This is a genomic window from Achromobacter deleyi, from assembly GCF_902859705.1.
Classification (GTDB): domain Bacteria; phylum Pseudomonadota; class Gammaproteobacteria; order Burkholderiales; family Burkholderiaceae_B; genus Achromobacter; species Achromobacter deleyi.
The window spans coordinates 397311-417209 of sequence record NZ_CADIJO010000002.1 but is presented as its reverse complement, the minus strand read 5'-3'; the positions used below and the strand labels follow the sequence as shown (position 1 = coordinate 417209).

Sequence of the window (19899 nt, the reverse complement as noted above, 5' to 3'; positions counted from 1 at the left end):
CCACCGCCGGAGTGTAAACATGGATCAAACCCTGCGTGCCGCAGCTCGCGAATACCTCATCCGCTACGGCGGCGACACCTTTCCCAACCTGTTCAAGTCGGCCAAGGGCACGATCGTGCGCGACGACACGGGCCGCGAAATCCTGGACTTCACGTCCGGCCAGATGTGCGCCACCATCGGCCACAACCACCCCGCCATCGTGGAAGCCGTGCACCGAGCGGGCGAAACCGCGTTCCATTTCTTCAGCGGCATGATCCCCGAGGCCGTGGCGCAACTGGCCGCGACGGTGGCGCGCGACTGGATGCCGACCGGCATGACCAAGTCGATCTTCGTGAACACCGGCTCGGAAAGCAACGAGATCGCGCTGCGCATGGCCAAGATGTACAAGAGCGGCTTCGAGATCCTGGCCATCGGCGGGTCGTGGCATGGCGTGACCAGCGGCGCCGGCTCGGTGTCGTATGCCAGCGACCGCAAGGGCTATGGCGTGCCGCCGCCCGGTGTGTTCGTCATGCCCGAGCCCAATGCCTACCGGCCTTACATCGCCGGCCTGGACGGCGAGCAATCCGCCCTGGCCTGCCTGGAAATCGGCCTGAAGATGTTCGACATGGCGTCAGCCGGCCGGCCCGCCGCCATCATCGTCGAACCGGTGATCAGCGCAGGCGGCGTGCTGGTGCCGCCCAAGTCGTACATGCAGGCCTTGCGCCGTGCCGCCGACGAACGCGGCATGCTGCTGATCTTCGACGAAGCCCAGACCGCCTTCGGCCGCATCGGCTGCCGCACGGGCGCCGATCATTTCGACGTCACGCCCGACATCATCAGCGTGTCCAAGACCCTGGGCGGCGGCCTGCCGCTGGCCGCCACCATCACCACCCCGGCCATCGAGCAGGACGTGCACGAAAAGGGCTTCACCTTCTACACCAGCCACGTGTCGGACCCGCTGCCGGCCACCGTCGGCCTGGCCGTGCTGGAGACCCTGCAGCGCGAGCGCCTGATCGAACGCGCCCGCAAGCAAGGCGACTACCTGCGCCGCGGCCTGCTGGAACTGCAGCAACGCCACGAAGCCATCGGCGACGTGCGCGGCCTGGGCCTGCTGTTGGGCGTGGAACTGGTGCGCGACCGCGGCGCCCGCGAGCCCTACCACGAGCTGGGGGCCTTGACGACGCAGCGCTGCTTTGAACTGGGCCTGTCGATGAACATCCGCCGCCGCCCCGAACGCGGCTCGGTGTGGCGCATCGCCCCGCCCCTGACCGTGAGCAACGAGGAAATCGACCGCGCCATCGCGATCCTGGACCAGGCGCTGACCGAAAGCCTGGATGCGATGGCCAAACCCCGCGCGCTGACCGCGTAAACCGCCTTTGTGGGCACCGGGCCAAGCCCGGCAGGAGAATGCAATGCCGATGTTCCAACCTGTGTTCCGAACCACGGCCGGCGCCCTGGCGCTGGCCGTGACCTGCCTGGCCCACGCCGGCCCCACCCTGGACACCGTCAAGAAGCGCGGCTACGTGCAATGCGGCGTGTCCACCGGCATCCAGGGTTTTTCCGCCCCCGACAGCAAGGGCGATTGGCAAGGCCTGGACGTCGATCTGTGCCGCGCCATCGCCGCCGCTGTTTTCAACGACGCCAGCAAGTTCCGCCTGTCGCCGCTGACCACCCAGGCCCGCTTCACCGCCCTGCAATCCGGTGAAGTGGACGTCCTGACCCGCAACGTCACGCCAACGCTGGCCCGCGACACCACGCTGGGCCTGCTCAGCGTGGCGGTGAATTACTACGACAGCCAGGGCGTGATGGTGGCCGCCAAGCTTGGCGTCAAGACACTGAAGGAACTGGATGGGGCCACGATCTGCGTGCAGCCCGGCACGGTGACCGAACTGGCCCTGGCCGACTGGTTCCGCGGCAAAAACCTGCACTTCAAGCCCGTGGTGATCGACAAGTACGACGAAATCGTGCGGGCCTTTTCCGCCGGCCGCTGCGATGCGTTCACGTCCGACAAATCGCAGTTGGCTGCCTCACGCACCACGCTCGAACATCCCGACAGCTACGTGATCCTGGACGAGAACATCGCCAAGAGCCCGCTCGGCCCCATGGTGCGCCAGGGCGACGAGAATTGGCTGAACGTGGTCCGCTGGACCTTCTATGCCTCGCTGGAAGCGGAAGAATTCGGCCTGACCTCGGCCAATGTGGACAGCCAATTGAAAAGCGCCAATCCCAACATACAGCGCATCCTGGGGGTCACGCCCGGCATGGGCCGCAACCTGGGGGTGGACGACAAGTGGGCGTATACGCTGATCAAGCAGGTGGGCAATTACGGCGAAAGCTACGAGCGCAACCTGGGCATGGCCAGCGCCATGAAATTGCCGCGCGCGCTCAATGCGCAGTGGCGCGATGGCGGGCTGATGTATGGGTGGCCCGTGCGTTGACACGAGCCCCCGTCAGGTCACGCGGTGCGCGCCCCGCGCCGCCACCACAGCGCTTCGAACAGCCACAGCAGCGGCCAGGCCAGCAGCAGCACGGCCAGCAGCGTCGGCATCCAGGGCACGGCCGTGCGGCCGCCCTGCAACAGGGCCGGGCTGTAGAGCAGAAAGGCCGAGACAAAGCCGCGTGACCAGATATCGCGAAAGCCCGGCCCGCGGCCCAGCGCCGCAGCCAGCATGCAGACCACCACGAAGATCACGTCGCCCGCGCCGAGATACCAGGCGGGCAGCACCTGGGCATCCAGCGTTCGGGTGCAGGCGATGGCTGCCAGGATTACGCCCAGCACCAGGGCGCGCACCCACCGCAGCGGTAAGCCGGCAGGGCGGGAGGTCGTCGCGCCCGGATCAGTCACGCGTTTCCAGCGCTTTGTTGATGCGCAGCGCCAACAGCGTGCAGGCCGTGCCGGACAAGAGATAGATACTGACCGCCACCAGCCCGAAACGCGCCGACAGCCCCAGCGCCACCAGCGGCGCGAAGGCCGCGCCGGTCAGCCAGGCCATGTCGGTGGTGAGCGCCGCGCCGGTGTAGCGAAAACGCTTGCTGAAGTTGGCCGTGACAGTGCCGGACGCCTGGCCATAAGACAAGCCCAGCAGCGCGAAGCCGATCAGGATGAAGGCGTCCTGCGCCTTCGGGCTGCCACCCAATAGCCAGGGCGTGAACAGCGCGAACACGCCGATCAGCCCCGCCAGCAACCCCAGCGTCGTGCGCCGGCCGATGCGGTCGGCGATCAGGCCCGAGGCGATGGTGCCCAGGATGCCGACGAACGCGCCGATGATCTGCACGATCAGCACATCGGATATCTGCTGCGTGGCGCTGACCGCGATCCAGGACAGCGGGAACACGGTCACCAGGTGGAACAGCGCGTAGCTGGCCAGCGCCGCAAACGCGCCCAGGAACAGGTTATAGCCCTGCTCGCGCACCATCTGCGTGGTGCTGATGGGTTCAAGCTCACCCTCTTCGAGCAGCTGGGTGTATTCCTCGGTCAGCACCAGGCGCAGCCGCGCGAACAGCGCCACCACGTTGATGGCGAAGGCCACGAAGAACGGATAGCGCCAGCCCCAATCGAGGAAGTCGGCTTCGGTCAGGGTGATGTGCAGATACAGGAACAACGCGCTGGCGATCATGAAGCCGATGGGCGCGCCCAATTGGCCCAGCATCGCGTACCAGCCGCGGCGGTTGGGCGGCGCGTTCAATGCCAGCAGCGACGGCAGGCCGTCCCAAGAGCCGCCGAAGGCCAGGCCCTGCAGGCAGCGGAACACGGCCAGCAACACGATGGCATGCGCGCCGATGACGTTGTAGCCGGGCAAGAACGCCATGCCCACCGTGGCCGTGCCGAGCAGGAACAAGGCGGTGGTGAGCTTGGTGCCGCGGCCCCAGCGTCGCTGAATCGCCATCGACAGCGCCGTGCCGATGGGCCGCGCAATGAAGGCAAACGAGAAGATGACGAAGGCCCAGAGCGTGCCTTCCAGTTGCGGCTCGAACGGGAAGAAGACCCGCGGAAACACCAGCACGCAAGCGATGCCGAACACGAAGAAGTCGAAGTATTCAGAGGCGCGTCCGATGACGACGCCGACGGCGATCTCGCCAGGCGCCACCTTGGCGTGGCTGGGCGCGGCGCCCGCCGACCCCGGCAGGGGCAAGGGGGAGACGTGGCCGGGAACCTGCGTGGTGGTCGCCATGTGATTGCTCGCTGAAAGGAAGTTTGAAAGACGCCTTGTCTACGCTTTTGCAATGCACCCGTATGCACAACCGCCAAAGGCTTTGCGGGCCGCAGCCCAACAGTGCCCGGCCCCGCCCCGCACGCCTTGGGCGTGCATACTTTTGCTCTTTTTACCCTAGATTTTTCGCGGCTTCCAGCGTAGTGTTGCGTTTACCTCCCACGGTTACGTTTCGAGGTATGGCCATGCCGTCTTTCCCTAGGCTTAGCGGATTGATCCTGTTTGCCGCCCTGCCATTGCTCGCAGGATGCAATGCGGTATTGCTCTCGCCATCCGGCGACGTGGCGGTGCAGCAGCGCAACCTCATCATCATCTCCACCGGCTTGATGCTGCTGATCATCGTGCCGGTGATCTTCCTGACCTTCCTGTTTGCATGGCGCTACCGCGCCAGCAACCGCGAGGCCCACTACGACCCGGACTGGAACCACTCCACCATGCTGGAGCTGCTGATCTGGGCCGCGCCGCTGCTGATCATCATCGCGCTGGGCGCCCTGACCTGGGTCAGCACCCACCAGCTGGATCCTTACCGGCCGCTGGCACGGCTGTCCGAAGGCCGCGAGGTGCCGCCGGGCACCAAGCCGCTGGTGGTCGAAGTGGTGGCGCTGGACTGGAAATGGCTGTTCCTGTATCCCGAACAGGGCATCGCCACCGTCAACGAAATGGCCGCCCCCGTCGACCGCCCGATCCAGTTCAAGATCACCTCGTCGACGGTCATGAATTCGTTCTTCGTGCCCGCCCTGGCCGGCCAGATCTACGCCATGCCCGGCATGCAGACCACGCTGCACGCGGTGATCAACCACCCCGGCGACTACGAAGGCCTGTCGGCCAACTACAGCGGCGCGGGCTTCTCGGGCATGCGTTTCCGCTTCCATGGGGTCGACGCGCAGGGTTTCGATAAGTGGGTTGCCGATGCGCGCGCCTCGGGCAACGCGCTCAGCCGAGAAACCTACCTGAAGCTTGAGCAGCCCAGCGAACGCAACCCTGTGCAGCGCTACGCCAGCGTGGCGCCCGGCCTGTTCGACGCCATCGTCAACCGCTGCGTCGAACCCAACCGCATGTGCATGAAAGACGCCATGGCGATCGACGCGGGTGGCGGCATGGGCATACCGGGCGCGCACAACATCGCCAGCCTGGATGCCGCCACGCGCGAGCGCCTGGGCCTGACCGACACGCCACCGCGCAAGTACGTCGGCGCGATGTGCACGTCAGCCGCCGAATTGACGATGTAAGGCCGGCCCGGCGCACCGGTCCGGCCGCATGAAATCAAGGTCTTCACCCTGGAACCGAGATGACTGATCAACCAGACCTCACCAAGCTGATCTTCGGTCGCCTGACCTGGGATGCCATTCCCTTTCACGAGCCCATCCTGCTGATCACCTTCCTGATGGTGGCGGTGGGCGGCGTGGTGGTGCTGGGCGCCATCACCTACTACAAGAAGTGGGGCTACCTGTGGCACGAATGGTTCACCAGCATCGACCACAAGAAGATCGGCATCATGTACATGATCCTGGGCATCGTGATGCTGCTGCGCGGCTTTGCCGACGCCATCATGATGCGGCTGCAGCAGGCCGTGGCGTTCGGCGATTCGACCGGCTACCTGCCGCCGCACCACTATGACCAGATCTTCACCGCCCACGGCGTGATCATGATCTTCTTCGTGGCCATGCCGCTGGTCACGGGGCTGATGAACTACGTGGTGCCGCTGCAGATCGGCGCGCGCGACGTGGCTTTCCCGTTCCTGAACAACTTCAGCTTCTGGATGACCACCGGCGGCGTGGTGCTGGTGATGATGTCGCTGTTCGTCGGCGAATTCGCCCGTACCGGCTGGCTGGCGTATCCGCCTTTATCAGGCATCGCGCAAAGTCCCGACGTGGGGGTCGATTACTACATATGGGCCTTGCAGATCGCGGGGGTAGGCACATTATTGTCAGGGGTGAACCTGCTGGTCACCATCGTCAAGATGCGCGCGCCGGGCATGTCGCTGATGCGCATGCCGATCTTCACCTGGACCGCGCTGTGCACCAACGTGCTGATCGTGGCGGCCTTTCCGGTGCTGACCGCGGTGCTGGCGCTGCTGTCGATGGACCGCTACGTGGGCACCAACTTCTTCACGGCCGACTTCGGCGGCAACGCCATGATGTACGTGAACCTGATCTGGATCTGGGGCCACCCCGAGGTCTACATCCTGATCCTGCCGGCCTTCGGCATATTCTCGGAAGTCGTGGCCACTTTCTGCAGCAAACGCCTGTTCGGCTACGCGTCGATGGTGTACGCCACGGTCGTGATCACGGTGCTGTCGTACCTGGTGTGGCTGCACCACTTCTTCACCATGGGGTCCGGGGCCAGCGTGAACTCGTTCTTCGGGATCACGACAATGATCATCTCGATCCCCACGGGGGCCAAGATCTTCAACTGGCTGTTCACCATGTACCGCGGCCGCATCCGCTTCGAAGTGCCGATGCTCTGGACCATGGGCTTCATGGTCACCTTCGTGATCGGCGGCATGACCGGCGTGCTGCTGGCGGTGCCGCCGGCCGACTTCGCGCTGCACAACAGCCTGTTCCTGATCGCGCACTTCCATAACGTCATCATCGGCGGCGTGCTGTTCGGGCTGATGGCCGGCATCACCTACTGGTTCCCCAAGGCCTTCGGCTACAAGCTGGACCCGTTCTGGGGCAAGTGTTCGTTCTGGTTCTGGCTGGTGGGCTTTTACTTCGCCTTCATGCCGCTGTACGTGCTGGGGCTGATGGGCGTGACCCGCCGCGTCAACCATTTCGAGGACATGTCGCTGCAGATCTGGTTCCAGGTGGCCGCGTTCGGCGCCTTCCTGATCGCCATCGGCATCGCCTGCTTCCTGATCCAGCTGGTGGTCAGCTACCGCCGCCGCGAATCGCTGCGCGACCTGACCGGCGACCCCTGGAACGGCCGCACGCTGGAATGGTCGACATCGTCGCCGCCGCCCAACTACAACTTCGCCTTCACCCCGCGCGTGCATGACCAGGACGCCTGGTGGCAGATGAAGCAGCACGGCTACCAGCGCCCGCAGAACGGCTTCATTCCCATCCACATGCCCAAGAACACCTGGGCGGGCATCGTGCTGGCGGGCATCAGCGTGGTGATGGGCTTTGCGCTGATCTGGCACATGTGGCCGCTGGCGGTGCTGTCGTTCGCCGCGCTGATCATCGTGTCCATCGTCCATACCTTCAACTACAAGCGCGAGTACTACGTGCCGGCCGACGAGGTCGTGCGCACGGAAGACGCCCGCACCCAATTGTTGGCGAAACATGTCTGATACCCTGGCCCCCACCCTGCCTGGCGGCGCCACGCCGCCCCCGGAGCCCGTCTTCCACGTGCCCGGCGAACACCACCCGAAGAACGGCACCCTGCTGGGCTTCTGGGTCTACCTGATGAGCGACTGCCTCATCTTCGCCTGCCTGTTCGCCACCTACGGCGTGCTGGGACGCAACTACGCGGCCGGGCCGTCGGGCGCCGACCTGTTCGACCTGCCGCTGGTGGCCGTGAACACGTCGCTGCTGCTGCTGTCGTCCATCACCTACGGTTTCGCCATGCTGGAAATGCGGCGCAACCGGGTGGGCGCCACGCAGGGCTGGCTGGCGGTCACCGGCATCCTGGGGCTGGGCTTCCTGTGCCTGGAGCTGTATGAGTTCGCGCACCTGATCCACATCGGCGCCGGGCCCCAGCGCAGCGCGTTCCTGTCGTCGTTCTTCACGCTGGTGGGCACGCACGGGCTGCACGTCACGTTCGGCATCGTCTGGCTGGTGACCATGATGGTGCAGGTCCGCATGCATGGCCTGATCCCCGAAAACCGCCGCCGGCTGATGTGCCTGTCGATGTTCTGGCACTTCCTGGACCTGATCTGGGTCGGCGTGTTCACCTTTGTCTACCTGATGGGAGTGCTGCCATGACCGCCCATGCCGACCACGCTGGCCACGGCGGCCACGACCACCACGACGACGATGACGGCGCCGCCCACGGCACCCTGAAAAGCTACGTCACCGGCTTCGTGCTGGCGGCCATCCTGACGGCGATTCCGTTCTGGCTGGTGATGGGCCGCGTGTTCGACAGTTCGCGCACCACCGCACTGATCATCCTGGCCTTCGCGGCGGTGCAGATCGTGGTGCACATCGTGTACTTCCTGCACATGGACGCCAAGTCCGAAAGCGGCTGGAACATGTTGGCGTTAATATTCACCCTGGTGCTGGTCGTGATTACGCTCAGCGGATCCATCTGGATCATGTATCACTTGAACTCCAACATGATGCCCATGTCGATCCACGACATGCGGAATATGCCCTGATGTGATGGCGGCAACAAAAGACTCTTCCCTACCCGGCGACACCCCCCGCAGTCCCCGCAAGGCAACCACCCTGGTCATACTCGGGGTGATTGCCGTTGCGCTGTTCGCGGGCCTGTGCGCCCTGGGCACCTGGCAGGTGCATCGGCTGGCCTGGAAACAAGGCCTGATCGCGCAGGTCGACCAGCGCGCCCATGCGGCCCCCACGCCCGCCCCCACGCGGGCCGACTGGGCCGCCCTGAATTCCGACAACGCCGAATACCGCCGTGTGTCGGCTTCCGGCGTGTACCAATACGACAAGCAGACGCTGGTGCAGGCGGCCACCGAGCTGGGCAGCGGCTACTGGGTCATGACGCCCCTGCAACTGGCGGATGGCGGCGGCACGGTGCTGGTGAACCGCGGCTTCGTGTTGCCCGAGTGGCGCAAGAGCCAGGCCGCCGGCCAGGCGCAAGCCCAGGCCGAAGCCGCGGCGGCCCCGGTGCAGGTCACCGGCCTGTTGCGCATGGGCGAACCGGGCAGCGGCTTTCTGCGCAACAACGATCCGGCATCCAACCTCTGGTATTCGCGCGACCTGCCGGCCATTGCGGCGGCGCGCGGGCTGACGGCATCGGATGTGGCGCCCTATTTCATCGACGCGGACGCCGCCCCTGGCGCCGCCCGCGATCCGGCCAAGGCGCCCGTGGCCGGCCTGACGGTGCTGACCTTCCCCAACAACCACCTGGTGTATGCCATTACCTGGTACGCCCTGGCCGCCATGATCATCGTGGGCGCGGCCATCGTGGTGCGGGAAGAGCGACGCCTGCGCGGGCGTCGCGGCTAGGGCAGACGCGGCGGTCTCCGCGGCCGTGGCTGGGTGCTCAGATTGGTCTGATAATTGCCGTAAATAGCCAGAAATTCGACCGAATTGCCGGAAAATAGACCAAACTGGTCTACACTAGGGGTTGGGAACACCGCTAGGCGCCTCGCCTAACGTGCTGTTCCCTTTGTTTTTTCCACCCCACTCTAGGAGTTTTCCGGATGAAAAAGACGTTGCTCGCAGCCGCAATGTTGACCACCTTTGCAGGCGTCGCTCAGGCAGAAACGTCAGTCACTCTCTATGGTGTCATCGACACCGGCCTCGGCTACAACAAGATCAAGGGCGATGGCTATGACGGCAGCAAACTCGGCATGATCAACGGCATCCAGGCCGGCTCCCGCTGGGGCCTGCGCGGATCCGAAGATCTGGGCGACGGCCTGCGCGCCGTGTTCAAGCTGGAAAGCGGGTTCGATTCGGGCAACGGCTCGCGCGCCCAGAACGGCCGCCTGTTCGGCCGCCAGGCCACCATCGGCCTGACCAGCGACGCCTGGGGCACCGTGGAATTCGGCCGCCAGGCCACCGTGGGCTCGAACTACCTGGCCGACATCGACCCCTTCTACACCAGCTACACGCAATCCAACCTGGGCCTGGGTTTCAGCGCGGCCAACACCATGCGCTGGGACAACATGGTCATGTACCGCAGCCCCTCGATGAGCGGCTTCGAGTTCGCCGCGGGCTACTCGTTCAACGCGGACGACACCAACGCCAACGAAACGGGCTTCCGTACCGCCGACAACTCGCGCGGCATCACCGTCGGCGCGCGCTACGTGCAGGGCCCGCTGAATTTCACGCTGACCTACGACCAGCTCAACGGCTCGAACCGCGCCGCCATCGACCACGATGCCACCCCGCGCCAGTACGCCGCCGGCATCTCGTACGACCTGGAAGTCGTGAAGCTGGCCGCCGCCTACGGCCGCACCACCGACGGCTGGTTCGTCGGCCAGGACCTGCCCGGCGGCACGCCGTTCAGCGATGAATTCGGCACCAACCGCTACGTCGACGGCTTCAAGGCCAACGCCTACATGCTGGGCGCGACCATCCCCGTGGGCGGCGCCAGCAGCGTGTTCACGTCGTGGCAGCACGTGTCGCCGTCCAACGACCGCCTGACCGGCGGCGATGCCAACATGAACGTCTGGAGCGTGGGCTACACCTACGACCTGTCCAAGCGCACCAACCTGTACGCCTACGGCTCGTACGGCAAGGACTACGCGTTCATCGACGGCCTGAAGAGCACCGCGGCCGGCGTCGGCATCCGCCACGTGTTCTAAAGCGCCACGGCGCGCCTGTGCAGCCTTCGTCGCGGAGGCTCGCCATAGGCGCGCCGAAACATCGCAATGAAGGCGCTGTCGCTGGCATAGCCCACCGAATGCGCCACTTCCGTCACCGAGGCACCCTCGGCCAACCGGGCCCGCGCGATCAGCAAGCGGCACTGGGTGCGCCAGCGGGTGAACGGCAACCCCGTCTCGGCCAGGAAGGCCCGCGCCAAGGTGCGGCCGCTGGCACCCACCTGCCTGCCCCAGTCTTCGATGGACCGCGGGCAGGCCGGGTCGGCAAGCAGCGCGCGCGCAATCGGCGCCAGCCGCCGGTCGCGCGGCATCGGTAGATGCAGCGGCGCCGTGGGCGCCGCCGCCATTTCATCAAGCAGGGTCGCCACCAGGCGTTGCCGGACCGCGTCCAGCGGCTGGTCCGACGGCCATTGCGTGATGCGCACGATCATCTCGCGCAGCAAGGGGTTCACGTCCAGGATGCCCGGCTGCCGCGGCAGATTCGGAAACACACCCACGTCGAAATACAGGCTGCGATAGGCGAACGCGCCCTGCATGACCGTGCGGTGCAGGCACCCTGCCGGCAGCCAGGCCGCCTGCAAGGGCGCCAGTTGCCCCACCCGATCCGCCAGATACAAGGTCACCCCGCCCTGCACCTGATACAGCAGTTGCGCGCGCCGATGGGCGTGCCAGTCCGAGGCATGGGCCCGGGTATCGATGGCCTGGCCCACGACGGGACAGACGACGCTGTCGGGATCTTCGACCGAAGTGGGGGAATAGACAGGCATGTCCGATTGGCGATGTTTTATGGCGAGATGTCGTGATTTTGCGCAAAGCCGGCCCGATACGCTAGGGTCCTTTTGCCGCACCGCTTCGCCATGCCTCACACCGCTCCCCCTTCGTCCGCGCCCACATTGCCGCCGCGCTGGCTCATCATCGCGCTGCTGGCCCTGCCCCAGATCGCGGAAACCATCCTGGCCCCGGCCCTGCCGGACCTGGCGCGCCACTGGCGCCTGGACGCGGCCGCCACCCAACCCGTCATGGGCATTTTCTTCATGGGCTTTGCCTGCGGCGTCCTGCTATGGGGCCAACTGGCCGACGCCTGGGGCCGCCGCCCGGCAATGCTGACCGCACTGGCCATCAGCCTGGCGGGCACGCTGGGCGCGCTGGCCGCGCCGACCTATGCGTGGCTGCTGGCCGGGCGCTTCATCCAGGCGCTCGGCCTGGCCGCGTGCTCGGTCGTGACGCAGACGCTGCTCAGGGACTGCCTGGCCGGCGAACGCCTGACGCGCTACTTCGTGACGCTGGGCGCGGTGCTGGCGTGGTCCCCCGCCGTGGGCCCGCTGACGGGGCAACTGGTGGCGCAGCGCCAGGGCTATGCGGGCGTACTGGCGGTGATTGCATTGGCCATTGCCGGGCTGTTGCTGTTCGCCGTGCGCCACTGGTGCGAAACCCGCCCGGCTGTCACCGCCGCGGTGCCGCTGGCGGCGCTGGCGCGCCAGATGCTGGCCGACGCCGAGCTGCGCCTGGCGGTGCTACGCGTGGCCGGCCTGAACCTGCTGGTGTTCTCTTTCTATGCTGCGGGGCCGTTCATGACCGGCGAACTGCCCGGCCTGGGATTCGGCTGGGTGGGGCTGGGCGTTGCCCTGGCCGGCACGCTGGGCGCAATGCTGAACCGGGTGATGCCTAACGCCATGACGGCGGCCACGCGGGTACGCCATGGCCTGCGCGGCGTGGCGCTGGGCGCGGTGGCGCAAGCCGTGGCCGTGTGCTGGCGGCCGGAACCGGGCTGGCTGTGGGCGGCGGCGGCGCTGCCGATCTTCGTGGGGGTTGGCCTGGCTATTCCCAATCTGCTGGGGCCGGCCTTGCACCGCTATGGGCATTGCCTGGGACGCGCCGGTGCGCTGTTCGGGCTGGCCTATTACAGTTTGCTGGGCCTGGGGCTGGCAGCCAGCGCGTGGCTGCCGTTCGACACACCGCGGCCGCTGTCCGCCGCCTGGGTGGCCGTGGCCCTGATACTGATGGTGCTGCGCGCACCGACAATTTTGTCGCGCACATGACAAGTGCAATGATCACGCAACACGGTTCCGTCATCATTGGATACTTCTCTGATCAATCCCCCCTCGACGCCCATGTCCCGCACGCCCTCCCCCGTTGCTCCCTTGCCCTTTGCCGCGCGCTGGCGCCCCGCCCTGCGCGTGCTGGCGCTGGCCTCGTTGCCGCTATGGCTGGCCGCCTGCAATGGCAGCAGCGACGATGACGACACCCCCGCCCCCACGCCTCCCGTTGCGGAAACTCCCGCGCCGCCGCCCGTCGACACCCGCAACCAGGCCTACCTGACCGCCAAGACGGGCGACGTGCTCAAGGTGCGCATCGAAGAGCTGCGCCCCACCCAGGCGGCCATCGGCTACGACCAGATCTACTACAAGCTCGGCCGCTGGCAGGGTGACTTCGCCCGCCCCACCTGGGCCGGCAATGCCGTCAACCAGCTGGACTATGTGAACCGCACGGTCGGCAAGAAATTCAGCGACTACTGCGAAGACATGGGCGGCACCACGGCCGTCGCATTCACCTCGGTCGCCCAGGCCCAGGCCGCCCGCCTGGACAAGCCCGACAGCTTCGCCTGCACCGCCGCCCCCGGCAGCGACCCCACCAACCTGAAGACGGTGGTGATCGGCTGGGATGGCAATCTGTACCTGACGGACGGACACCACACGTTCTCGTCCTTGCGTGAAATCTTCGACGGCGGCCCCAAGCTGCCGGTGTGGGTCAAGGTCAGCGCCAACTACAGTACCTTGGGCACGTCGTCCGCGTTCTGGCAGCGCATGGTCGACGAGCGCCGCGCGTGGCTGCGTGATGGCCAGAACCAGCCGATCACGGTGGACCAGCTGCCGTCGCGCGTGGGCATCGCCAACGCGCAGGAAGCCGGCGGCATGCAGGAAGACCGCTACCGCTCGCTGGTGTATTTCACCCGCGACATCGCCTACAGCAACGGCAGCCTGCCGGAATTCGCCGAATTCCTGTGGGGCGACTGGCTGCGCCGCCAGGTGGCAGGCGGCCAATTGGCCGGCCTGGACGCGTACGCCATGGTGGCCCCGGCCACGCCCGCGCAGATCCTGACGGTCAGCACGCTGAGTTCCGCGCTGGCGCCCACCGGCGCCAACGACGGCTACGCCGCCGCGGTGCGCAATGCCGCCCTGAAGATGACCGCGCTGGCCGACACCGACATCGTGTTCCAGGACAGCACCGCCGCCAGCCTGGGCCGCATCGTGCTGGTGGCCGGTGCCGCCAGCGGCACGCCCACCAAGGCGGCGCGCGACGCGCTTGAAGAACTGCCGCGCAACGACGTCAAGACCAATGGCGATCCGCGCACCGCAGGCAAGCTCTGGTATTCGGTGAACTACCGCGCTTGCGGCAAGCCCGCCGCCGGCACCTGCTGGGGCTGGTAAGCGAGCGGCCTGGCGCGGCGGTTTCACATTCAGACGTCGCCCTGCATCGCGGGGCGGCTCTTGACCTTGCCCAGCCAGGCCTGCACCTTCGGGTGCGCGGCCACCGGCGCGCCCACCATCGCGGAATACCCGACCACCGACCCGACCACCAGGTCCGCCAGCGAGTATTCGCCGCCCAGCATCCAGGGCTGGCGTGCCAGATGCGCGTCCAGCAGACCCAGCAGGGAATCCAGGTCGGCGGTGGCGCGCGCGGCCTGGCCGGCATCGCGGATCTGTTCATCGCCGTGGGTCGTGAGGAACAGGCGCGACAGCACCGCGCCATACGTCACGTAGGCCCAGGCGCACCACGACAGGGCGGCCAGCCGCTCGGGCGTACCGGCGACGGGCCACAGGCCTTGCTTGACGCCCCAGTTCTCGCCCAGCCACAGATGGATCGCCAGGGCCTCGAACATCGGCGCGCCGTCCACCGTCAGCGTGGGCACCTTGCCATTGGGATTGAGGGCCAGGAATTCGGGGCGGCGCTGCTCGCCCGCGCGGATATCCACCTTGACGCGTTCGTGCGAGACCTGCAATTCGGCCAGGGCGCAGGCGATGGGGGAAGCGCTGGACTGGGGGTGCCAATAGAAAACGATAGACATGGAAAAGGCTCCGGATTTCGGGGGTGAGTGCCGCGGCCCCGTGGCCGCTGACGACGGACGAACTGTAGAATCCATTGCGGACAGTTTCCGCCCTCGATACGAGGTATCGTCGCCTCACCATGCTCAGTTCCAGCAACCGCCTGCTCCGCCTGCTTTCCCTGTTGCAGACCCGCCGCCATTGGGCCGGCGCCGAGCTGGCGCAAGCCTTGGCGGTGCACCCGCGCACGCTGCGGCGCGACATCGACCGGCTGCGCGAACTGGGCTACCCGATCCAGGCCAGCAGCGGCGTGGCGGGCGGCTACGCGTTTCGCGCGGGCAACACGCTGCCGCCGCTGCTGCTGGACGATGACGAGGCCATGACGGTGGCCATCACGCTGCGCACGGCGGCCACCGGCTCGGTCGGCGGGGTGGAAGAAGCCGCGCTGCGCGCCCTGGTCAAGCTGGAACAGGTCATGCCCACGCGGCTGCGCCACAAGCTGGACGCGCTGCGCTCGGCCATCGTGCCGCTGCCGCGCGCAGGCCCCTTGGTGGACGCCGGCCAGCTGGCCACGCTGGCGGCGGCCTGCCGCGATCAACTGCGCGTGAATTTCGACTACGCCGACAGCCGCGGCCAGGCCAGCACGCGCCAGGTCGAGCCGCAAGGGCTGGCGCACACAGGATGGCGTTGGTATCTGGTGGCGTGGGACCCGGCGCGGGACGACTGGCGCACCTTCAGGTTGGACCGCATTGCCGGCCCCGTGGCGCTGGGCGCGCATTTCGCACCACGGCCGCCCCCGGAAGGCGGCGACCTGCGCGCGTATGTGGCGCGTTCGGTGGGCCAGGCGCCCAATGCCGAAGAAGCCCGCATCGTGCTGCACGCGCCGCGCGCGGTGATGGCGGCGCGCATTCCCGCATCGGCCGGCCAGGTCGAGGCGCTGGACGACGACAGCCGCTGCCTGCTGCGCTGCACAGGGCAATCGCTGGAGTCGCTGACGTATTGGCTGATGGCGCTGGAAGTGGAATTCGAGGTGCTGGCGCCCGACTCGCTGGCGCAGCGCTTTCAGGCGGCGGGCGAACGCGTCGCCCGCATGCTGCAACGGCGCGAGGCGGGCGGCCCGGCTTGACCGCGCAGCCGGCTTGCCGGCATGGGGCTGACGTCTTGCCGAAAGGCGAAACGGACGTGTCGTCGCCCCGTCAGGAGGTCAGCTGGCCAGCTTGGCCTGGTCGGCCTTGGACAGCTGCTGCATCATCAAAGACACTTTCTCGGCGACCTTCAGCTTGTCGGCGGCCGACATGGCGTCGTAGTCTTTCTTGGAAATGCCCAGCGACGCCAGGGCGGCATAGAACATCTTGTCCTGCAGCGACATGGACGCGTAGTCCATGAATTCCTGCTCGGCCGCGGAAGCGGCTACCGGGGCCGCGCCCTTCACGCCGCCGGCCAGGGCCGAGGCGTTGCGTTGCTGCGCATCGGCGAAGGCCGCGCGGAAGGCGCCGCCTTCCGCCCCGTTGGTGGCGCTGGTCTTGCGGGCGTCCGCGGCAGTGGCGGCGGTCGACGAGTTCACAATGGTCATGGTCTGGCCGGATCGGTCAAAGTCTCGATTCTCCGAAAGTTACTCCTGCGCCGCCACCCTCGATTGGCCGGACTGCCGCCCGATCCGGCGCCTTATCCGCCGATTGCGCCTGATGCGTATTCGGCGCGGTTCGAGTATCTTGTGACTCCCTCGCATTCACCGGAGCGCTCTTGCCATGAGTCTCGACCCGACCCCCGATACGCCCGTTTCCCCCGTTGCCGCCAACCCACAGGCCGACGTGTTCCTGCAATTCCTGGTGAACCTGGTGAACAACGGCGGCCAGCTCAAGAGCATCGGCGTCACGCTGCAGATGGGCGGCATGCTGGTGTCCGGCTCGATCGTGTCGGGCGCCGAATACTTCGACCGCTTCGCCGAGAGCTTCGCGGATTCGCTGACGGACATGGAATCGGCGGGCCGCCAAACGGTACGCAACTCGCTGGCCGAGCTGGGCGACGTGTTCCGCCTGCCTCAACCGGCCGAACCGCTGCCCAACTACATCCACCTGGCGGACGCCCTGTTCTTCACCGCCGACGGCACACCGATTGCCGGCCAGCCCACGCTGTGGCGCGGCCGCAGCAACGCGGTCGACGGCTTCATCCTGGGCCGCCTGCAGGCCGAGCAGATCGGCTGAGCGGGCTGCTCGATCCCGTCTGCCTCCCTGCCCCCAACTGACCGCGCCCCGCATGCAAAGACTTCGCATCGTCCTCGCCGATGACCATCCGCTGGTGCTGATGGGCATGAGCGACCTGCTGGGCAAGGACCTGAGCTTCGATGTCGTGGCCACGCTGTCCAGCCCGACGGCGTTGGTCGAACACCTGGCCCGGGATCTGCCGCAGGTCGTCATCACCGATTATTCGATGCCCGGCGACGAGACCTACGGCGACGGCATCCGCCTGGTCAAGTACCTGATCCGCCACTACCCGGCCACGCGCATCGTGGTGCTGACCATGGTGTCCAACCCCATGATCATCTCGGCGCTGTACGACGCGGGGGTGGCGGCGGTGGTGCTCAAGCACGACGACCTGGCCGAAATCGTCACCGCGCTGCACACCTTGCAAGCCGGCCGCCGTTACTATCCGCCGAACTTCCAGCGCGACGGCAGCGCGGCGGCGCGCACCCGGTTCCTGGGCGAACGCATCAACAGCCTCACCCCCAAGGAATTCGAGGTGCTGCGGCACTTCGTGCGCGGCGAATCCATGATGCAGGTCGCCGACAGCCTCAAGCGCAGCGTCAAGACCGTCAGCGGCCAGAAGATATCGGCCATGCGCAAGCTGAACGTGCAGACCGACCAGGAACTGGTGACGTTCTGTGCCGAAAGCGGCATGTTCCAATAGCGCCTGTCGCAACCCCCAAGAGAAGATGGCATGACGCAGCCCCCGATAACGGGCCTGGCGCTGGACCGCAAGGCAATGCAGGCGCTGATCGAACAGGCGCAAGAGCGCCCCCTGGTCTTCGAAGACTGCGATTTCCAGGACGCCGACTTTTCCCGACTGGACCTGCGCGGCGCGCGCTTCACCGCCTGCGCCATCGCCGACGCCTCGTTCCAGGGCGCCACCCTGGCCGATACCGAATGGCTGCGCTGCCGCGGCGGCCATGCCGTATTCGCCTCGGCCGACGCCAGCGATGCGGTGTTCTCCGGCTGCGACCTGAACAATTCCAGCTGGCGCCGCGCGCGCCTGGCCACGGCCCGCTTTCGCGGCTGCAAGCTGACGGGGTCCGACTTCGACGGCATCGCCTGCCTGGGCTGGACGCTGGAAGAATGCCTGCTGGTCGGCGCGCTGGTGCGCGGCATCTCGTTTCGCAAGACCGACCTGCACCAGCTGGATTTTTCCGACGCCGACCTGACCGGCTGCGACTTTCGCGATACGGTATTCCACGGCGGCAGCCTGCGCAACGCCACGCTGAAGAACGCGCGCTTCGAAGGCGCCGACCTGCGCGAGGCCGACCTGGGCGGCATCGACCTGTCGGCGGCCGCCCGGCTGGCCGGCGCCGCCATTTCCAAGACCCAGGCGGCCACCCTGCTGGCCGAACTGCGCATCACCGTGATCTGACCCGGCTGCACGGCCGGCCCTCACGTCCCGCCGTGGCGGGGGCATAGCCAAGCCGCCGCCGGCCCCGTACACTTGCCCGACCAGGCCCTGCCGACTTCCAGGGAACGCTCCCTTGCGTGTCCGCAGCCCCTGGCCAGCCGTCGACTTCTGTGTATGACCCGGGAGATTCCCCATGCTCGAGACAGACAGCATCCAGGCGCGCAAGTCCCATGGACACAAGGCCCGCGAACACGCCAGGCGTTCTTCCCATGCGGCGATCGGCAACGTCGACCGCGATCCGGTCAAGCTGCTGCGCATCAACAGCGCCGGACGCGTCAAGGCGCTGATCCCGCTGCGCTACGGCCGCATGGCCGCCTCGCCCTTCACCTTCTTTCGCGGCGCCGCGATTCTGCAGGCGCACGACCTGGCCGGCACGCCCCACACCGGCATTTCCATTCCCATCTGCGGCGACGCGCACCTGCTCAATTTCGGCGGCTTCGCCACGCCCGAGCGGCAGCTGCTGTTCGACCTGAACGATTTCGACGAAACCGCCACCGGCCCCTGGGAATGGGATGTGAAGCGCCTGACCGCCAGCCTGGCGGTGGCGGCGCAGCACATGGGGTATGGCCGCGGCGACACCGCGGGCATCGTCATGGCGGCCGCCGCCGAGTACCAGCGCCGCATGACCGAATATGCGCAGAACAGCACGCTGGACGTCTGGTACGAAGGCCTGACCTTCGAACGCATGCTGCAGGATGCCGAAACGCAGGAAGGCCGCCGCCTGATCCAGCGCGCCATGGAAAAGGCCGCGGGCCGCACCAACGAAAGCATGCTGCGCAAGATGGCCTGGCAGGACGAAGGCCGCTGGCGCATCCGCGATGCGCCGCCTGCCCTGTTTCACCCCACCGGCCCCGCCACGCTGCTGGGCCCCGGCGAGCACTGGCCCGACACCGCCGCCTGGAAAAAGAAGATGGCCAAGTGCTATGCCGGCTACCTGGACAGCCTGGCGCCCGACCGGCGCGCGCTGCTCATGCACTTTCACCTGCAGGATGTGGTCTTCAAAGTGGTGGGCGTGGGCAGCGTCGGCACGGTCTGCCTGGTGCTGCTGATGGTGGACAGCTGGGGCAACCCGCTGTTCCTGCAGGCCAAGGAAGCGCGCCAGTCGGTCATTGACCGTTATGCGCGCGGCAAGGACCCGGGGCATGAAGGGTTTCGCGTGGTGGCCGGCCAGCGCCTGCTGCAGGCCGCCAGCGACATTTTCCTGGGCTGGTCGACGGGGCCGCGCGGACGCTACTACTACTTCCGCCAGTTGCGCGACATGAAGGTATCGGCCGATGTCGAGAGCTTCAATCAGAAGATCCTGACCGGCTATGCCCGCATGTGCGCCCGCGCGCTGGCCCGGGCGCATGCCAAGGCCAGCGGCCACTCGGTGGAACTGGCGGCCTACATGGGCCGCTCGACCCAGTTCGCCGAAGCGCTGGTCGCCTACGCCCAGGCCTATGCGCGGCAGAACGAGAAAGACTACCGCCACTTCCTGGACGCATGCCGCGCGGGCAGGTTGCCCATGCGCACCGACGAGGACATGGCGGCGGACTTTCGCGTTTGA

At 66.9% G+C, this 19899-nt stretch carries 20 protein-coding genes; 15 read left to right on the top strand and 5 right to left on the bottom strand.

Going from position 1 to position 19899, the window contains the following annotated elements; all coding sequences use genetic code 11:
• The first annotated feature begins 19 nt into the window (after window positions 1-19).
• Together HV798_RS04350 and HV798_RS04345 are read left to right on the top strand one after the other, a co-directional pair.
• Window positions 20-1348: an aspartate aminotransferase family protein gene (locus HV798_RS04350; protein ID WP_175216338.1), complete on the top strand. Its 1329-nt coding sequence runs from the start codon at window positions 20-22 to the stop codon at window positions 1346-1348.
• A 49-nt stretch (window positions 1349-1397) separates the two neighbouring features.
• Complete coding sequence (locus tag HV798_RS04345; RefSeq protein WP_175191483.1) at window positions 1398-2417, top strand: amino acid ABC transporter substrate-binding protein; 1020 nt, start codon at window positions 1398-1400, stop codon at window positions 2415-2417.
• 17 nt (window positions 2418-2434) lie between these two features.
• On the opposite strand, the gene HV798_RS04340 is transcribed toward HV798_RS04345, so the two are convergent.
• Together HV798_RS04340 and HV798_RS04335 are read right to left on the bottom strand one after the other, a co-directional pair.
• Complete coding sequence (locus HV798_RS04340; protein WP_175191210.1) at window positions 2435-2824, bottom strand: hypothetical protein; 390 nt, start codon at window positions 2822-2824, stop codon at window positions 2435-2437.
• Window positions 2817-4151, bottom strand: a complete 1335-nt coding sequence (locus tag HV798_RS04335) for an MFS transporter (protein WP_175191211.1) — start codon at window positions 4149-4151, stop codon at window positions 2817-2819. Before HV798_RS04335 ends, HV798_RS04340 begins: the two co-directional genes overlap by 8 nt.
• 224 nt (window positions 4152-4375) lie before the next feature.
• Here HV798_RS04335 and cyoA point away from each other — a divergent pair, with 224 nt between their 5' ends.
• From cyoA to HV798_RS04305, 6 genes are all read left to right on the top strand, one after another.
• Window positions 4376-5419, top strand: a complete 1044-nt coding sequence (gene cyoA / locus HV798_RS04330; protein ID WP_175191212.1) for a ubiquinol oxidase subunit II — start codon at window positions 4376-4378, stop codon at window positions 5417-5419.
• A 59-nt stretch (window positions 5420-5478) separates the two neighbouring features.
• Window positions 5479-7482, top strand: a complete 2004-nt coding sequence (gene cyoB, locus HV798_RS04325) for a cytochrome o ubiquinol oxidase subunit I (RefSeq protein ID WP_175191213.1) — start codon at window positions 5479-5481, stop codon at window positions 7480-7482.
• Window positions 7475-8116 carry a cytochrome o ubiquinol oxidase subunit III gene (gene cyoC, locus HV798_RS04320; protein ID WP_175191214.1) on the top strand — a complete coding sequence of 214 codons (642 nt, stop codon included), beginning with the start codon at window positions 7475-7477 and terminating at the stop codon, window positions 8114-8116. The genes cyoB and cyoC overlap by 8 nt, the downstream gene beginning before the upstream one ends.
• Window positions 8113-8508: a cytochrome o ubiquinol oxidase subunit IV gene (gene cyoD / locus HV798_RS04315; RefSeq protein ID WP_025139210.1), complete on the top strand. Its 396-nt coding sequence runs from the start codon at window positions 8113-8115 to the stop codon at window positions 8506-8508. The genes cyoC and cyoD overlap by 4 nt, the downstream gene beginning before the upstream one ends.
• Window positions 8509-8512: 4 nt before the next feature.
• On the top strand, window positions 8513-9325 hold the full coding sequence (locus tag HV798_RS04310; RefSeq protein ID WP_175191215.1) for an SURF1 family protein: 813 nt from the start codon (window positions 8513-8515) through the stop codon (window positions 9323-9325).
• A gap of 197 nt (window positions 9326-9522) precedes the next feature.
• Window positions 9523-10629: a porin gene (locus HV798_RS04305; RefSeq protein ID WP_175191216.1), complete on the top strand. Its 1107-nt coding sequence runs from the start codon at window positions 9523-9525 to the stop codon at window positions 10627-10629.
• Here the strand turns inward: HV798_RS04305 and HV798_RS04300 are convergent.
• Entirely contained in the window at window positions 10626-11414 is a 789-nt protein-coding gene (locus HV798_RS04300; RefSeq protein ID WP_175191217.1) for an AraC family transcriptional regulator, read from the bottom strand. The genes HV798_RS04305 and HV798_RS04300 overlap by 4 nt on opposite strands.
• 90 nt (window positions 11415-11504) lie before the next feature.
• On the opposite strand from HV798_RS04300, the gene HV798_RS04295 reads away from it, so the two are divergent.
• Together HV798_RS04295 and HV798_RS04290 are read left to right on the top strand one after the other, a co-directional pair.
• Window positions 11505-12686, top strand: a complete 1182-nt coding sequence (locus tag HV798_RS04295) for a multidrug effflux MFS transporter (protein WP_175191218.1) — start codon at window positions 11505-11507, stop codon at window positions 12684-12686.
• Window positions 12687-12758: 72 nt separating this feature from the next.
• On the top strand, window positions 12759-14075 hold the full coding sequence (locus HV798_RS04290) for a ParB/Srx family N-terminal domain-containing protein (RefSeq protein WP_175191219.1): 1317 nt from the start codon (window positions 12759-12761) through the stop codon (window positions 14073-14075).
• A 29-nt stretch (window positions 14076-14104) separates the two neighbouring features.
• Here HV798_RS04290 and HV798_RS04285 read toward each other — a convergent pair whose 3' ends face one another.
• Complete coding sequence (locus tag HV798_RS04285) at window positions 14105-14713, bottom strand: glutathione S-transferase family protein (RefSeq protein ID WP_175191220.1); 609 nt, start codon at window positions 14711-14713, stop codon at window positions 14105-14107.
• A gap of 119 nt (window positions 14714-14832) precedes the next feature.
• Here HV798_RS04285 and HV798_RS04280 point away from each other — a divergent pair, with 119 nt between their 5' ends.
• Window positions 14833-15816 carry a helix-turn-helix transcriptional regulator gene (locus HV798_RS04280; RefSeq protein ID WP_175191221.1) on the top strand — a complete coding sequence of 328 codons (984 nt, stop codon included), beginning with the start codon at window positions 14833-14835 and terminating at the stop codon, window positions 15814-15816.
• 78 nt (window positions 15817-15894) lie between these two features.
• On the opposite strand, the gene HV798_RS04275 is transcribed toward HV798_RS04280, so the two are convergent.
• Window positions 15895-16263 carry a hypothetical protein gene (locus tag HV798_RS04275; protein ID WP_175191222.1) on the bottom strand — a complete coding sequence of 123 codons (369 nt, stop codon included), beginning with the start codon at window positions 16261-16263 and terminating at the stop codon, window positions 15895-15897.
• 175 nt (window positions 16264-16438) lie between these two features.
• Between HV798_RS04275 and gvpU the strand changes: the two genes are divergently transcribed.
• From gvpU to HV798_RS04255, 4 genes are all read left to right on the top strand, one after another.
• Window positions 16439-16894 (top strand): gas vesicle accessory protein GvpU, encoded by a 456-nt coding sequence (gene gvpU / locus HV798_RS04270; RefSeq protein ID WP_175191223.1) that lies wholly within the window; start codon window positions 16439-16441, stop codon window positions 16892-16894.
• Window positions 16895-16946: 52 nt separating this feature from the next.
• Window positions 16947-17597, top strand: a complete 651-nt coding sequence (locus HV798_RS04265; protein WP_175191224.1) for a response regulator — start codon at window positions 16947-16949, stop codon at window positions 17595-17597.
• A gap of 30 nt (window positions 17598-17627) precedes the next feature.
• Entirely contained in the window at window positions 17628-18314 is a 687-nt protein-coding gene (locus tag HV798_RS04260) for a pentapeptide repeat-containing protein (protein ID WP_175191225.1), read from the top strand.
• A gap of 172 nt (window positions 18315-18486) precedes the next feature.
• Window positions 18487-19899, top strand: a complete 1413-nt coding sequence (locus HV798_RS04255; RefSeq protein ID WP_175191226.1) for a DUF2252 domain-containing protein — start codon at window positions 18487-18489, stop codon at window positions 19897-19899.